This window comes from Corynebacterium freneyi (genome assembly GCF_030408835.1).
Classification (GTDB): Bacteria; Actinomycetota; Actinomycetes; order Mycobacteriales; family Mycobacteriaceae; genus Corynebacterium; species Corynebacterium freneyi.
This window is the reverse complement of record NZ_CP047357.1, coordinates 1,144,652-1,159,897: the sequence shown is the minus strand read 5'-3', so window position 1 is coordinate 1,159,897 and position 15,246 is coordinate 1,144,652. Positions and strand designations below refer to the sequence as shown.

12 protein-coding genes are annotated in these 15,246 nt (G+C 67.2%); 4 read left to right on the top strand and 8 right to left on the bottom strand.

From position 1 onward, the window contains the following. Positions 1–123 precede the first annotated feature (123 nt). Together CFREN_RS05270 and CFREN_RS05265 are read right to left on the bottom strand one after the other, a co-directional pair. Positions 124–1,146 (bottom strand): 3-isopropylmalate dehydrogenase, encoded by a 1,023-nt coding sequence (locus CFREN_RS05270; RefSeq protein ID WP_141743017.1) that lies wholly within the window; start codon positions 1,144–1,146, stop codon positions 124–126. 106 nt (positions 1,147–1,252) lie between these two features. Continuing rightward, complete coding sequence (locus CFREN_RS05265; protein WP_209653350.1) at positions 1,253–2,245, bottom strand: hypothetical protein; 993 nt, start codon at positions 2,243–2,245, stop codon at positions 1,253–1,255. 159 nt (positions 2,246–2,404) lie between these two features. Between CFREN_RS05265 and CFREN_RS05260 the strand changes: the two genes are divergently transcribed. Together CFREN_RS05260 and CFREN_RS05255 are read left to right on the top strand one after the other, a co-directional pair. Then, positions 2,405–3,052 (top strand): hypothetical protein, encoded by a 648-nt coding sequence (locus CFREN_RS05260; RefSeq protein WP_209653352.1) that lies wholly within the window; start codon positions 2,405–2,407, stop codon positions 3,050–3,052. Further along, positions 3,034–3,159, top strand: coding sequence for a hypothetical protein (locus CFREN_RS05255; protein ID WP_263440905.1), 126 nt, complete (start codon positions 3,034–3,036; stop codon positions 3,157–3,159). Before CFREN_RS05260 ends, CFREN_RS05255 begins: the two co-directional genes overlap by 19 nt. A gap of 78 nt (positions 3,160–3,237) precedes the next feature. Here the strand turns inward: CFREN_RS05255 and CFREN_RS05250 are convergent, their stop codons facing one another. The 4 genes from CFREN_RS05250 to CFREN_RS05235 are packed head-to-tail and all read right to left on the bottom strand — an operon-like array spanning position 3,238 to position 8,492. Further along, positions 3,238–4,920, bottom strand: a complete 1,683-nt coding sequence (locus CFREN_RS05250; RefSeq protein ID WP_209654707.1) for a dipeptide ABC transporter ATP-binding protein — start codon at positions 4,918–4,920, stop codon at positions 3,238–3,240. A 44-nt stretch (positions 4,921–4,964) separates the two neighbouring features. After that, positions 4,965–5,942: an ABC transporter permease gene (locus tag CFREN_RS05245; protein WP_244979540.1), complete on the bottom strand. Its 978-nt coding sequence runs from the start codon at positions 5,940–5,942 to the stop codon at positions 4,965–4,967. Then, complete coding sequence (locus CFREN_RS05240; protein WP_070521334.1) at positions 5,935–6,861, bottom strand: ABC transporter permease; 927 nt, start codon at positions 6,859–6,861, stop codon at positions 5,935–5,937. The genes CFREN_RS05245 and CFREN_RS05240 overlap by 8 nt, the downstream gene beginning before the upstream one ends. 5 nt (positions 6,862–6,866) lie before the next feature. Continuing rightward, positions 6,867–8,492, bottom strand: a complete 1,626-nt coding sequence (locus CFREN_RS05235; protein WP_209653354.1) for a peptide ABC transporter substrate-binding protein — start codon at positions 8,490–8,492, stop codon at positions 6,867–6,869. Between the two features lie 259 nt (positions 8,493–8,751). Here CFREN_RS05235 and CFREN_RS05230 point away from each other — a divergent pair, with 259 nt between their 5' ends. Then, positions 8,752–9,861: a GTP-binding protein gene (locus CFREN_RS05230; protein ID WP_209653356.1), complete on the top strand. Its 1,110-nt coding sequence runs from the start codon at positions 8,752–8,754 to the stop codon at positions 9,859–9,861. Positions 9,862–9,876: 15 nt separating this feature from the next. On the opposite strand, the gene scpC (CFREN_RS05225) is transcribed toward CFREN_RS05230, so the two are convergent. Beyond that, entirely contained in the window at positions 9,877–11,388 is a 1,512-nt protein-coding gene (scpC, locus tag CFREN_RS05225) for a succinyl-CoA:acetate CoA-transferase ScpC (RefSeq protein WP_209653358.1), read from the bottom strand. A 421-nt stretch (positions 11,389–11,809) separates the two neighbouring features. Here scpC (CFREN_RS05225) and scpC (CFREN_RS05220) point away from each other — a divergent pair, with 421 nt between their 5' ends. Next, positions 11,810–13,324, top strand: a complete 1,515-nt coding sequence (scpC, locus tag CFREN_RS05220) for a succinyl-CoA:acetate CoA-transferase ScpC (protein WP_209653361.1) — start codon at positions 11,810–11,812, stop codon at positions 13,322–13,324. A gap of 100 nt (positions 13,325–13,424) precedes the next feature. Here the strand turns inward: scpC (CFREN_RS05220) and CFREN_RS05215 are convergent, their stop codons facing one another. Further along, positions 13,425–15,245 carry an ABC transporter ATP-binding protein gene (locus CFREN_RS05215; protein ID WP_244979541.1) on the bottom strand — a complete coding sequence of 607 codons (1,821 nt, stop codon included), beginning with the start codon at positions 15,243–15,245 and terminating at the stop codon, positions 13,425–13,427. Position 15,246: the final 1 nt, after the last annotated feature.

The following is a 15,246-nucleotide window of genomic DNA, read 5'->3' as shown; positions in this document are numbered from 1 at the left end:
AAGGTTGGGACCTACTTCATGAATGGACCAATCTTAGCCTAACCTGACCCACCGTAGGGCAGTCCCCGGCGCCGTTCCATGGGGCGGCGCCACCGCCGCCCCATGGACGCTTGCGGAGTGGACCTACCCCTGCGCGACGGCGACCGCGATGCGGTCTCCGACTTCGGAGGTGACGATGGGAGCGTCACCGCGGGCGGCGACGTCGGCCTCCACGGCACGCTCGATGCGGGCGGCGTCGTCCTCGCGGCCGAGGTGGCGCAGCATCATCGCGCCGGAGAGGATCGCCGCGGTCGGGTCGGCGATGCCCTGGCCCGCGATGTCCGGGGCGGAACCGTGGACCGGCTCGAACATGGAGGGGTTCGTGCGGGAAGCGTCGATGTTGGCGGACGCGGCGAGGCCGATTCCGCCGGAGATCGCCCCGGCCTCGTCGGTGATGATGTCGCCGAAGAGGTTGTCGGTGACGATGACGTCGAAGCGCGACGGCTGGGTGACCATGTAGATGGTCGCGGCGTCGATGTGGCTGTAGTCGACGGTGACCTCGGGGTACTCCCGCGCGACCTCGTCGACGGTGCGCTGCCACAGGCCACCACCGTAGACGAGCACGTTGCTCTTGTGCACCAGGGTGAGCTTCTTGCGGCGGGTCATGGCCAGGTCGAAGGCGTAGCGGACCACGCGCTCGGCGCCGAAGCGGGTGTTGACCGAGGTTTCGTTGGCCACCTCCTGGGGCGTGCCGACGCGGATGGCGCCACCGTTGCCGGTGTAGGCGCCCTCGGTGCCCTCGCGGACGACGACGAAGTCGATGTCGCCCGGGTTCTTCAGCGGGGATTCGACGCCCGGGTACAGCTTCGACGGGCGCAGGTTGACGTGGTGGTCGAGGGCGAAGCGCATCTTGAGCAGCAGCCCGCGCTCGAGGACCCCCGGCGGCACCTTGCGCGGGTCGCCGATGGCGCCCAGGAGGATCGCGTCATGTTCGCGCAGGCTGTCGAGGTCGGCGTCGGTGAGCAGCTCGCCGTTGCGCTCGTAGCGGCGGGCGCCCAGGTCGTACTCGGTGGTCTCGAAGTCGCCGATGGTCGCGCGGAGGACCTTGAGGGCCTCGGCGGTGACCTCGGTGCCGATGCCGTCGCCGTCGATGACGGCGATCTTCAGCGGGCCGGTGGTGGCGGTGGTGTCGCTCATTGTCGCGGGGATCCCTTCTCACTATATGGACGCGGCAATCCTACCAAATGAGATTGGCGGGGTCACGGTGGTGGCGTCACCAGCCCGGCGGGCGCGACTGGCACACGTCGTACCACAGATCCTGACCACAAGTTTGGGACCCGTTCAAGCCGCCGCAGCACCGCTCCCCCAACGAAGCGCGGGTCGCCTGGGGATTCTGCACGCAGTATTCCTCGTAGCCGACGGAGCCGTCGGTCATGATCGCCTGACCAGGAGAATCCTCGACGCAATAGTAAAAGTACTTCGCCTCGCCGCCACCATCCGCGCTGACCCCGGAACCGTCATCAGCACCCTGCCCCGCACCCGCCGCCGTCGCCGACTGCCGGTACTCGTGGACGTCGTAGACGACGTCACCGAGATTGCCCTCATCCGTCGACGACATGAACTCCCATTGCGGGGTCGCACAGTTGGTCAGCAGCATCCAGCCCCGGTCGCCCTGCTGAGAGGCGACGACGTCACCCACCGAATTGGCCAGACTCGCGTTGAGCATGACGTTTTCGTTCGCGCTCCGGAACACGACCAGATACGTCACGATGCCGCAGGAATTCATCGACATCGGCCATTGGCCCCCGTCAAGCGTTGCCTGCGTCGGCCCCGAGTTTTGGCCCACGCGCACGCGACCGCTCTCCGAACGTTCCAGCCGGTAGTCGCCCCAGCTCTCGACGGCCTTCGGGGCGGGCCCGGAAATCACCACGTCGAAACCGGCCCCCTCGAGCATCGCCGCCGAATCCATGGCCGGTTCTTCGGGTTCGGTCTCGGCATCGGTCTCCGACGAAGAAGTGGAGCCCATGGCAGGACCCGCCGTTTCGGACGATGCAGCCGCCGCCGGCTCCCCGTCGTTCCCCGTCAACGCCACAACGGCCACCGCCACGGCGACGGCGATGACCGCCACCAACGCGGCGATGATTATCGCCGCCTTCATCCCCGCTGACAGGCGGTTGTCGGCAGGACCGAAATTTCCGGGCTTTCCGTCGTCCCACGGGTTGTCGTCGAAAAGCGGTTCCTTCTCGTCCTTCTCGCTGCGGATCATCGCGTGCCGCCCTTCTTTCCGTGGCGCCAGCGCCGATTGATATCGCCCACGATAGTACCCGGCGCCACCAGCGGCCAACGACGTCCAGTCTCCCCCGTCGCCGTACCCCCGTGACTGCACTTCTGCGGACCCGCCTCGGTCCCGCTAGTTTTTCGTGCCATGGGGGAAACGACGACGGCACGGCCGTCCCTGGCAATGATCATCCGCACGCTCAAGTGGTCCGGCATCACGGTGGAGGGGATCGTCGACGACGGCGTCGGCGCACGCCTTGAGCTGGACAACGGGACCATCTTCAACACGCACAATCTCGAGCACATGCTCGGCAACGCCCCGCGCACGAAGTGGCGGCGCATCATCGAAGACTTCATCAAGCCGGCGGTGGACGGCCCTCCGGACGTGCCGGGGATCGGCGAAGTCGAACTGTTGCGGAACACCTATTCGCGCCTGTTGTGGGAGTTGCCGGCCGAGTTCGGACCCGACGCCTACACCTACGCGCGGAAGTTCGGCCCGTTCCACGAGGTCCTGCAGATGAAGATGGGACCACACCTGGCGTACCTGTCGGATCTCCAGGTCGAGGGTCGGGACGTGGATTTGCTTTACGACGCCGCCCGCAAGAACACCGAGAAATTGCACTGCGACATCGATCTGATGACGCACCCCGAGAAGGGCTCCATGTTGTGGTCCTTCAAGGGCGAATCGAATCTGGTCGCCTCGAAGCTGCCGTTCGTGCCGGACGCGACCAGACCGGCATGCCCGGCCCGTGGTTCATGCACTGGAACGGCGGCGACATGGAGATCGAGGCCGTGACGTTCGCGACGCACCCCATCACCGGCGAAGTCCGACTGTCTGACGGCGCGTTCCGCGACGCCATCCTGGAACTCGAGGACGAACTCGAGGACGACGACCTTCGCTGACCACCGCACCACGGCGAAACCCCGCCCCCGACCACGAAGGTCGGGGACGGGGCGTCGTCAAGTGAAAAAGCGGTGACCCTATCCCGCGTGGAGCTCGATGCTGCCACCGGGAATCGAATCGATGAGGCGACGGGTGTAGGGCTCCGTCGGATTCTCGAAGAGCTCGTCGGTGCCGCCGGTTTCGACGATGCGGCCCTTCTCCATCACCAGCACCTGATCGGCGATCTGCTTGACCACCGCCAGGTCATGCGTGATGAACAGGTACGACAAACCGAGCTCGGCCTGCAGCGAATTGAGCAGATCGAGGATCTGCGACTGCACCAGCACATCCAGCGCGCTGACCGCCTCATCGCACACCACCAGCTCCGGATTCAACGCCAGGGCACGGGCGATGGCCACGCGCTGACGCTGACCGCCGGACAGCTCACCCGGGTACCGGTGCGCCATCTGCCGCGGAATGGACACGCGATCGAGCAGCTCGTTGATCCGCTCCTGCCGCGACTTCTCGTCGCCGATGCCGTGAATGCGCAACGGCTCCGCGATGGTGTTGTACACCGAATACATCGGGTCGAGGGAACCGTACGGATTCTGGAAAATCGGCTGCACCCGGCGCCGGAAATCCAACTCGCCGGACTCGCCCCGCCGGTGCGCGCACCGCTTCGCGACGTCGATGCCGTCGAACACCGCAGTGCCCGACGTCGGCTCCAACAGGCCCAGCACCATCTGGGCGACCGTCGACTTGCCCGAACCGGACTCGCCGACGATGGCCGTCGTCGTGCCGCGCGGCATGGAAAACGACACGTCGTCGACGGCGGTGAACGTGTCCTTCTTCCACGGGCGACCGCCCGGGACCTTGAACACCTTCGTCAGCTCGCGGACCTCGAGGATCGGCACCTCCGGCGCAAGATCCTGCTCCTCGACGGCCTCCGTCGCCTGGACCATGGCCTCCTCGCGGACCTCCGCACGCGCGTCGAGGACGTCATCGCGCCGGGCCCGCAACGACGGTGCCGCCGCCACCAGACGCTTGGTGTACTCGTGCCGGGGATCCTGCAGGATCTCCAACGCCGGACCCCACTCGACGACGTGGCCCTGGCTCATCACGATGATCCGCGACGCACGCTCGGCCGCCAGGCCCAGATCATGGGTGATCAACAGCACCGACGTGCCCAGCTCCTTGGTCAGGCCGTCGAGGTGGTCGAGGATCTGCTGCTGCACCGTCACGTCCAGCGCCGACGTCGGCTCGTCGGCGATGAGCAGCTTCGGCCGCGCCGACAACCCGATGGCGATGAGCGCGCGCTGGCGCATGCCCCCGGAATACTCGTGCGGGTACTGGTCGATGCGGCGGGCGGCGTCGGGAAGCCCCGCCTCCTCCAACAGCTCGATGGCGCGGGCGTGCGCCTTTGACCCGGTGGCGATGCCGTTGGCGCGCAACGACTCCTTGATCTGGTGGACGACCTTCCATACCGGGTTCAGGTTCGACATCGGGTCCTGCGGAACCAGACCGATCTCCGCGCCGCGGATCTCCGTCATGCGGCGCTGCGACGCATGGGTGATGTCCTCGCCGTCGAAGGTGATCGTGCCGCCGGTGACGTGACCGCCGCCCGGCAGCAGGCCGATGATCGAATGCGCCAGCGTCGACTTGCCGGAACCGGACTCTCCGACGATGGCCACCGTCTCGCCCGGATAGATGTCCAGGTCGACGTCGAAGACCGTCGGCGCCGGGTCCTTCTTGCCGCCGAAGGCGATGTCCACGCCGCGCATCGACAGCAGCGGCTCGTCCGCGTGAGCGGGTTCGCGGGCTTCGCTCACTTCTTCCTCTCCTTCGGATCGAGGGCGTCCTTGACCACGTCGCCCAGCAGGATGAAGCCGAGCACGGTGATGGCCAGGGCGCCGGCCGGGTAAAACAGCGTCGCCGGCGATTGACGCAGCGTGTTCTGGGCGACGGAAATGTCGTTGCCCCAGCTCACCTCGGTCGGCGGCAGGCCGATGCCCAGGTAGGACAGCGTGGCCTCGGCGACGATGTAGATGCCCAGCGACGTCGTCGCCATGACGATGATCGGCGCCAGGCAGTTCGGCAGAACGTGCCGCAGCAGAATGCGCCCGCCGGACAGACCCAACGCGCGCGACGCCATGACGTACTCGTTGTTCTTCACCGACAACACCGCCGACCGCACCACGCGGGCCATCGACGGCCAGCCGAACAGCGACAGCACCAGCGTCACCGTCCACACGTCGCGCTGCGGGAAGACCTGCATCAGGACGATGCCGGCCAGCAGCAGCGGAATGGCGAAGAAGATGTCGGTGATGCGCGACAGGAAGGAGTCGAGGATGCCGCCGACCCAGCCGGCGGTGGCGCCGATGAGGATGCCCAGCAGCGTCACCAGCAACGTCACGCACACGCCGACGATCACCGACGGGCGGGCGCCGTAGATGACGCGCGCATAGACGTCATAGCCCTGCTGCGTGAACCCGAACGGGTGCCCGTCGACGGGGTCGCCGAGCGAGTTGCGCAGGTCCGCGGCGCGCGGATCCACCGACGTGAACAGGCCGGGGAACATCGCGACGACGGCCACGAGGGCGATGATCGCCATCGACACCCAGAACAGGGGTCGCCGGCGCATGCGTCGCCACGCCTCCCCCCACATGCCCAGCGGCACGGTGTCGGGCAGCTTCTGGTCGCGGGTGAGCACGTCCTCGGTGGACACGGGCGCATGGCCGCGCACCAGCCTGGGGTCGCCGGCGGCGAGGCCGGTGCCCGCGGGGACGTTTCTTGGGTCAGGCATATCGGATCCTCGGGTCGAGTGCCGCGTACAGCAGGTCGATGAGCAGGTTGGCCACCATGTAGATGATCACCAGGACGGTGACCACGCTGACGACGGTCGGCGTTTCGCCGATGGTGACGGACCGGAAGATCAGGCCGCCGACGCCGGGGATGTTGAAGATTCCCTCGGTGACGATCGCCCCTCCCATCAGGGCCGCCAGGTCCGCGCCGATGAACGTCACGACGGGGATCAGCGAATTGCGCAGAACGTGCGAGGCGACGACTTCCCTGCGGGACATGCCGCGGGCGTAGGCGGTGCGGACGAAGTCCGAGCCGACGGCTTCGGCGACCGAGGATCTGGTCAGTCGCAGCACGTAGGCGAAGGACACCAGCCCCAGCACGGTGGCGGGCATGATCAGGTCGATGAAGCCGGCGTTTCCGCCCACCGTGGGCGGCACCACCGCCCATTTGATGCCGAAGAGGTACTGGGCGACGAAGCCGATGACGAAGATCGGCACGGCGATGATGAACAGCGACGCGACCAGGACGGTCGAGTCGAACCAGCCGCCCTTGCGCAGGCCGGCGATGACGCCGAAGCCGATGCCGAACACCGTCTCGATCACCAGCGCCATCAGGGCCAGCTTGATGGTGACGGGGAACGCCTCCGCCAAAACGGCCGTGACGGGCCGACCGGAGAAGGTCTGCCCGAAATCGAACTGGAAGATGCCGCCGACGTACATGAGGTACTGCACGAGGAACGGCTTATCCAGGTTGTATCGCTCGCGGAGCTCGTTTTCGACCGCCGGCGTCAGGGGCTTGTCGCCCGCCAACGCCTGGATCGGGTCGCCCGGGGTGAGGAACACCATCGCGTAGATGAGGAAGGTGGCCCCGAAGAACACCGGGATCATTTGGAGCAGCCGCTTGCCGATGTACCACGGCACCGCGATCAGCCCTTCTTCATGGGTGCGTAGTCAAACGTGCCGTTCCACAGCATGTCGACGCCGGAGACGTCCGGGTTCCAGGCGTAGGAGGCCCTGGGCACCCACATCGGGATGGCGGGCAGCTCGTCGACGAGGATTTCCTGGGCCTGCTTGTACAGCTCGTTGGCCTTGGTCTCGTCGGTTTCGGCGGCGGCTTCGGCCAGCAGGCGGTCGAATTCCTCGTTGGAGTAGCCGCCGTCGTTGGCGGAGCCGGTGGTCATGTACTGGGGCTCCAGGAAGTTGGCCAGCGACGGGTAGTCGGCCTGCCAGCCGGCGCGGAAGGCGGAGCCGATGGTCTTGTTGGTCACGTCGTCGCGCAGGCCCTTGAACAGGGGGTAGGCCTTGCCGGTGGCTTCGATGTCGAGGGTGTCGGCGATGCCGTTGGTGATGGCTTCGACCCATGCCTGGTGGTCGCCGTCGGCGTTGTAGGCGATTTCGAACTTGCCGGACCACGGGTTGATGTCGTCGGCCTTCGCCCACAGCTCCTTGGCGCGTTCGGGGTCGTAGCCGATGGTGTCGGAGCTGTCCGGGGACTGCAGGCCGGGCAGGGTCGGCACGCCGAAGTCGACGGCCGGGTCGGCGGCGCCGGCGTAGATGGTGTCGACGATCAGCTGGCGGTCGAAGGCGAGGGAGATTGCTTGACGACGGAGCTTGCCTTCCTCGTCATCGCCGAAGTGCTCCAGGTTTTCGGGGATGACGAAGGTCTGGGAGACCATCTTCGCCTTGGAGTCGTGCGAGTCCGGGAAGTCGTTTTCGTAGTTCGACAGGGCGGAGGTCGGGATGGTGTCCATGACGTCGAGGCGGCCGGACTGGAGGTCGGCGTAGGCGGTGTCGAGGTTCTGGTAGAACACGAAGTTCACGCCGCCGTTGGCCGGGGCGTCGCCTGCGTAGTCCTCGTTGACGACGGTGTTCAGGCCGACGTTGTGCTGCCAGGCGGAGTCGGATTCGAGCTTGTAGGGGCCGTTGCCGATGGGGGCCTGGCCGTAGGCCTCGACGTCGTCGAAGGCGACGGACGGCCACGGGTAGTACGCGGCGTAGCCCAGGCGCATCGGGAACGAGGCCTCCGGGTTGGTCAGCTTGACGATGAATTCGGTGTCGGAGACCTTCTCCAGGCCGGACATCTCGTCGGCGGTGGCGCCCTCTTCGGCGACCTCGTCGTAGCCCTGGATGTTTTCGAAGAAGTACTGCTGCTTCTGGGCGTTCTTCGAGGCGGCGGCGTAGTTCCAGGCGTCGATGAAGGAATCGGCGGTGACGGCCTCGCCGTTGGTGAAGGTCCAGTCGTCCCGGAGCTTGATGGTGAACTCGGTGGCGTCGTCGTTGGCCTCGATGGACTCGGCGACGGCCATGTCGGTTTCGCCGTTGACGTCGTAGGTGACCAGGCCGGTGTACAGGACGTCGATGATGTTGCCGCCGCACGCTTCGTTGGTGTCGGTGGACAGCAGCGGCGACTGCGGTTCGCAGCCGTAGGCGTTGATGACGGCGGATCCGTCGCCGCCTCCTCCGGTTCCGTCGTCGGAGCTGCACGCGACCATCGCGGCGCTCGCCGCGATGGCGGTGAGTCCGGCGAGGATCGCCTTCTTCTGTGACTTCATGGTCCTGCCTTTCGTCGGTCCCGGGGTGGTGGCCCGGGGCTGTGGGAGGGTTCCGCCCGTCGGTTGCCTGGTGGAACGGGCGAATTTGCGTCATTCACCCTCGTAAACCGTGAATTGCACCGTTGACGGTTACCTACTTTTGTGACCTAATCCACCATCAATGTCAAGCCTGCGTTCAGGTCACATTCAGGCCACGGTCATCCAGCGGGACTTTTCCACCTTGTTGCAATCGGTTTTCACTTGCGTGATGATGTCCCCCATGCCGAACACGAACCCCGCCCCCGTCTCCGCCGGAACCCCCGTCACCGTCCTCTCCGGATTCCTCGGCTCGGGAAAGACCACGCTGCTCAACCACTTGCTCGCCAATCGCGGCGGCCGCAAACTCGCCGTCATCGTCAACGATTTCTCGGAGGTCAACGTCGACGCCGAGCTCATCGCCGCCGGATCGCATCTCACCCGCGGCGAGGATCGTTTGGTCGAGCTGTCCAACGGCTGCATCTGCTGCACGCTGCGGGAGGACCTCGTCGAGGGCGTCGGAGCGTTGGCCCGTTCGGGCAAGTACGACCAGATCGTCATCGAGTCGACGGGCATTTCGGAGCCGATGCCGGTCGCCGCGACGTTCGAGTGGGAATTCGACGACGGCACGCGTTTGGCGGACATCGCCCCCATCGACACGATGGTGACGCTGGTCGACGCCTCCCAGTTCCTCACCATGCTGCGCTCGGGCACGGCGCTGGCCGACGCCGATCGCCAGGCCACGCCGGATGACGAGCGCACGGTGTCCGATCTTCTCGTCGATCAGGTCGAGTTCGCGGATCTCATCCTCGTCACCAAGACGGATCTCGTCGACGAGCGCGTCGCCCGAGCCACGGAGGATGCGGTGCGCGCGATGAATCCCCGGGCGCGCATCCTGCGCGTCACCGATGGCGAGGTAGGCGCGGGCGTCATCCTCGATGCGGGGCTTTACGACGAAGCCACCGCCGCGACCTACCACGGTTACGCCGAAGAACTCGCCGCTCCCCACACCCCGGAGACCGAGGAGTACGGGATCTCCTCCGTCACGTTCCGCGGTGACCGACCCTTCGACCGGGATCGCCTCATCGCCGCACTGCGCGGCACCCGCGGGCTGGTGCGGTCGAAGGGCCACTGCTGGATCGCCGACCGGCTGGAGATCGCGCAGGTGTGGAGCCAGGCCGGCCCGAACCTGTCCATCCAGCCGGCCGTGGAGTGGGCACGCACCGATGTGGCGCCGTCCAACGAGGTCGTGCTCATCGGCGTGAACTTCGACGCCGATGCCGCAGTGGCCGCGTTCGACGCCGCCATGCTCACCGACGATGAGACCATGGCGCTGCTGGCCGAACGCGGGTAACCGACGGGCTCCGGCCTACTCCGGCTTCATGGAGCCGTTAGCGAGGAAACGGCGGTGGAAGTCGGCGGCGGTGTCCAGGTCATGCGGCGTGTGCATGAACGGGGTGGCCTTCTCGGCGCGCTCGACGTATTCGAGGAGCGCCTCCTTGTACATCGGGTGCGCGCAGTTCTCGATGACCTTCCGGGCACGCTGGCGCGGGGCCAGTCCGCGCAGGTCGGCCAGACCCTGCTCGGTGATGATGACCATCACGTCATGCTCGGTATGGTCCACGTGGGACACCATCGGCACGATGGCGGAAATGTCGCCGCCCTTCGCGATGGACGGGGACACGAAGGTGGAGATGTAGGCGTTGCGGGTGAAGTCGCCCGAACCGCCGATGCCGTTCATCATGCGCGAGCCGGCGACGTGCGTGGAGTTGACGTTGCCGTAGATGTCGGCCTCGATCATGCCGTTGGTGGTGATCAGCCCCATGCGGCGCACCAGCCCCGGGTTGTTGGAGATGTCCTGGGGGCGCAGCACGATCTTCTCGCGGTAGTCGGCCGCCTTTTCGTTCATGCGCGCGGCGTACTCCGGCGACAGCGAAAACGCGGTGGCGGAGGCGACCGTCAGCTTGCCGGCGTCCATCAGGTCGATCATGCCGTCCTGGATGACCTCGGTGAAGGAGGTCAGATTCTCGTACTTCGAGTCCAACAGGCCGGCGAGCACGGCGTTGGGGATGTTGCCCACGCCCGACTGCATCGGCAGGAGATTCTCCGGCAGACGGCCGGCCTTGACTTCGCCGTCGAGGAAATCGAGCAGGTAGCCGGCGATGGCCTTCGAATCGTCGTCGAGCGGCTTGAACGCGGAGTTGCGATCCTCCGCGTGGGTTTCCACGACGGCGACGACCTTGTCCAGGTCGACGGTCATGTACGGGGAGCCGATGCGATCGCCCGGGTTGGTGATCGGGATCTCCTTGCGCAGCGGAGGCAGGCCCACGTCGTAGATGTCGTGCATCCCCTCCAGATCCTCTGACTGCCAGGAGTTGACCTCGATGATGATCTTTTCGGCGGCGTTGAGGTAGGACAGGTTGTTGCCGACGGAGGAGGCGAACACCAGCGAACCATCCTCGCGAATGCGCGACACCTCGACCACGGCCGCGGCGACGGGACCGAAGAAGCCCTGCTCGACCTGCGGACCCGAGTGCGACAGGTGAATGTCCGAGTATCCCGCGTCACCGGCGTTGATGCGATTGCGCATGTGCGGATCCGACTGGTACGGCATGCGCCACTCGACGCCGTTCACGTCCGCCAGCGCACCATCGAGCTCGGGGGCCGTCGACGCGCCCGTCATCATCTTGATCTTGAATTCGTCGCCTCGGGCATGGGCGGCCCTGATGCGCTCGGCCAGGGCCGGGGGAACGACCTTGGGGTAGCCCGCGCCGGTGAAACCGGCGAAACCCACCAGGTCGCCGTGGTTGATGAATGCGGCCGCCTCCTCGGCGGACATGATCTTCCCGCGGAGACCCGCGTGGGCGATGCGATCGGACATCGTGAATCCTTCCTTGAAAAAAACGGGCTGAAGCGACGGTGGGCCGCTGCCCCAATCCTATCCGTCGTCATGCATAGTTTTATCGGCGCCACGGACACCCTCCCCCGATCGTCGACACCCGCCAACGACGACGTGACATGCAGCACAACAGTGATAGCCCACGACGTGCGCCACAGGGGAATTCCGCACCGAAACGTGCGCCCGCCAATGGCCCTTCATGAATATTTTCCATCCGGGAAGCATCGCCGCCAACCACCCCGAAATCGGTCCGAGAACCACCGTTAGCGATCTGGTAGATTCAGGGCCAAACCGAAGGTGTGATCGCCCACACTCGACGGTGGACCAATGCCGGAGTCACGCACCGGCGAACGCATGAGGCCGCACGCACATTGGCCCAAACGATCCAGGAGGAATCAACGACATGACCGACCGCATCGCACACGCGGGTCTCCGCGGCAAGGTGATGACCGCCGATGAGGCCGCGAACTTCATCAACCCCGGCGACATGATCGGTTTCTCCGGCTTCACCGGCGCCGGTTACCCGAAGGAGCTGCCCGGCGCGCTGGCCAAGCGCATCACCGAGGCCACCGAGCGCGGCGAGGAGTTCCGCGTCAAGGTCCTCACCGGCGCCTCCACCGCTCCGGAACTCGACGCCGTGCTGGCCGAGACCGGCGGCGTCGCCTGGCGCATGCCGTACCAGTCCGATCCGAGCATGCGCAAGGCCATCAACGACGGCACGTCGCTGTACTCCGACATGCACCTGTCGCACTCGGGTCCGCAGACCGAGGAGGGTTTCTTCGGCGAGCTCAACGTCGCCGTCGTCGAGGCCACCCGCATCACCGAGTCCGGTGGCCTGGTCCCCACCTCCTCGGTGGGCAACAGCGTCTCCTACCTCAACGCCGCGGACCGCATCATCGTCGAGGTCAACTCCTGGCAGTCGCTCGGCCTGGAGGGCATGCACGACATCTGGAACCCGGGCCTGCCGCCGAACCGCCAGATCATCCCGATCGTCGGCTCCGGCCAGCGCATCGGCGAGACCGCCATCCAGATCGACCCGTCGAAGGTCGTCGCGGTCATCGAGACCGACGCCCCGGACCGCAACTCGCCGTTCAAGCCGCTTGACGACGACTCGAAGGCCATCGCCGGCCACCTCATCGATTTCTTCGAAAACGAGGTCGCCCAGGGTCGCCTGCCGGAGAACCTGCTGCCGCTGCAGTCGGGCGTCGGCAACATCGCCAACGCCGTGCTCGCCGGCCTGCTGGACTCCGACTTCGAGAACCTGACCTCCTACACCGAGGTCATCCAGGACGGCATGGTCGAGCTGCTGGACAAGGGCACCATGTCGGTGGCGTCGGCCACCTCGTTCGCCCTGTCCCCGGAGGCGGCCGAGCGCATGAACGACCAGGCCGAGGAGTACGCCAAGAAGATCGTGCTGCGCCCGCAGGACGTCTCCAACAACCCCGAGGTCATCCGTCGTCTCGGCGTCATCTCCTGCAACGGTCTGATCGAGGCCGACATCTACGGCAACGTGAACTCGACCCACATCATGGGCACGAAGATGATGAACGGCATCGGCGGTTCCGGCGACTTCACCCGCAACGCCTACATCTCCACCTTCGTCTCCCCGTCGACGGCGAAGGGCGGCGACATCTCCGCCATCGTGCCGATGGTGTCGCACCACGACCACACCGAGCACGACACCATGGTCATCATCACCGAGCAGGGTTTGGCCGACCTGCGTGGCCTGGGCCCGCGCCAGCGCGCGAAGGTCGTCATCGACAAGTGCGCGCACCCCGACTACAAGGAGGCGCTGTACGAGTACGTGGAGCGCGCCGAGAAGGGCGGCCAGTCGGCGCTGCACACCCCGCACGACCTCAAGGAGGCCCTGGGCTGGCACCAGCGCTTCGTCGAGACCGGTTCCATGAAGCAGAAGTAGGGTCCGGGGCCGACGGCCTCTCCCCCGCTTTGCGACGCCCGGCCCGCACATTCCCTTCGGAGTGTGCGGGCCGGGCGTTTGTCCGTTGTTCGGGGGCGGATCAGGCTTGTTTCCTGCGGCCTTCGGACCAGGCGGCCCACAGGGTGGCGTAGCGGCCGCCGGCGGCGACGAGGTCGGCGTGGGGGCCGGATTCGACGATGCGGCCGCCTTCCATGACGACGATGCGGTCGGCCGCGGCGGCCTGGTCGAGGCGGTGGGCGACGATGAGGGCGGTGCGGTCGCGGGTGACTTCGTCGGCGGCGTCGGCCAGGGAGTCCGCGCCGACGGATCCGGCTTCGGCGGTGGCTTCGTCGAGGACGATGACCGGCGGGTCGGACAGCAGCACCCGGGCCAGCGCCACCTGCTGGGCGGCGACGGGGTCGAGACGGTGGCCGCCGAGCCCGACGATGGTGTCCAGGCCGTCGGGCAGGCGGTGGAACCAGTCGGCCCCGACCCGCTCGAGGGCGTCGACGACGGCGGCGTCGTCTGCGTCGGGGGCGGCCAGCGTCAGGTCGTCGCGCAGGGCCCCTTCGAAGACGTGGACTTCCTGGGTGACCAGGGCGACGGTGCGCCCGCGGGCGGCTTCCGCGTCGACTGTGAGATCCTGGCCGCCGACGGAGACGGTGCCGGAGTCGGCGATGCGCAGACCGGCGACGATGGCGGCGAGGGTGGACTTGCCGGCGCCGGAGGATCCGACGAGTGCGACCGTCTCCCCCGGTGCGATGATCAGGTCGACGTCGGTGACGGCGATGCCGCGACCGTAGGAGAAGTTCACGCCGCGCAGTTCCACGCCGGCGGAGGGATCGGGGTCGGCGTCGGCGTGTTCGGGGCGACGTTCGGCGAACACGCCGACGATGCGGGTCAGCGACGTCGCGCCGGACTGGGCGACGTCGAGGACCATGACCATGCGCGTCAGGGGTGCGAACAGGCGCATGAAGAGCAGCATCGCGGCGGTGGCGCCGCCGATGGTGGTGTGCCCGGCGCGCACCAGATAAAAGCCCAGCACCAGCGTCGACGCCATGCCCAGGTACTCAGCCAGGTGCATGCGCGCCATGATGATGTTGTTGGTGATGCGGGCGTCGACGCCGTGGCGGACGACCTTCCAGGACCAGTCGGCGATGCCGTGTCGTCGTGAAGCGGCGAGGCCGAACGCGCGCACCGCGGGCAGGCCGTGGATGGTCGACAGCACCGTGCGGGCGCGTTCGCCCATCGCGCCGCGCTCGGCGGCGAACACGGCGGGGGCGGTGCGCAGGTAACCGCGCACCGCGATGACGTGGACCGGCGCGACGATGAGGAACGCCACCATGAACCGCCAATCCACCGAACCGACGCCGGCGATGGACACCAGGACGGTGAACGCGGCGCCGGCGACGATGGGCAGGGTCTGGGTGACCGACGCGGACACTTGGGCGACGTCGTCGGTGGCGCGGGAGACCACGTCGCCGGCGCCGGCCCGTTCGACGCGCTCGACGGGCAGGCCCAGCGCGGTGGCGACCATGTCCTCGCGCAGGTCGGCGATGGCGGTCTCGGCGAGCCGGGCGACGAGGGTGAAGCCGACCGCCGACAGCACGCCGGAGCCGATCGCCGCGGCCACCATCCGCAGGGCGAGTTCCCCGATGTCGCCGGTGGTGCCGCCCCCGGCGACGACGTCGACGATGCCGCCCATCAGCTTGGGCACGAGCACGCCGCACCACGCGGCGCCGATGAGCACGGTGACCGCGACGCCCAACCGGAGTCCGCGCCCGCGCACGAGGGTGCGCAGGTGCCGGAGGGTCTCCCCCGCACTCGCCACCGGGAACCGGTCGGCGGTGACGGAGGCGTCGCGGCTGTCGGCGGCGAACGTCGGCCGCAGTGCCCGGGCCAGGCGATTCATGGCGCGCATG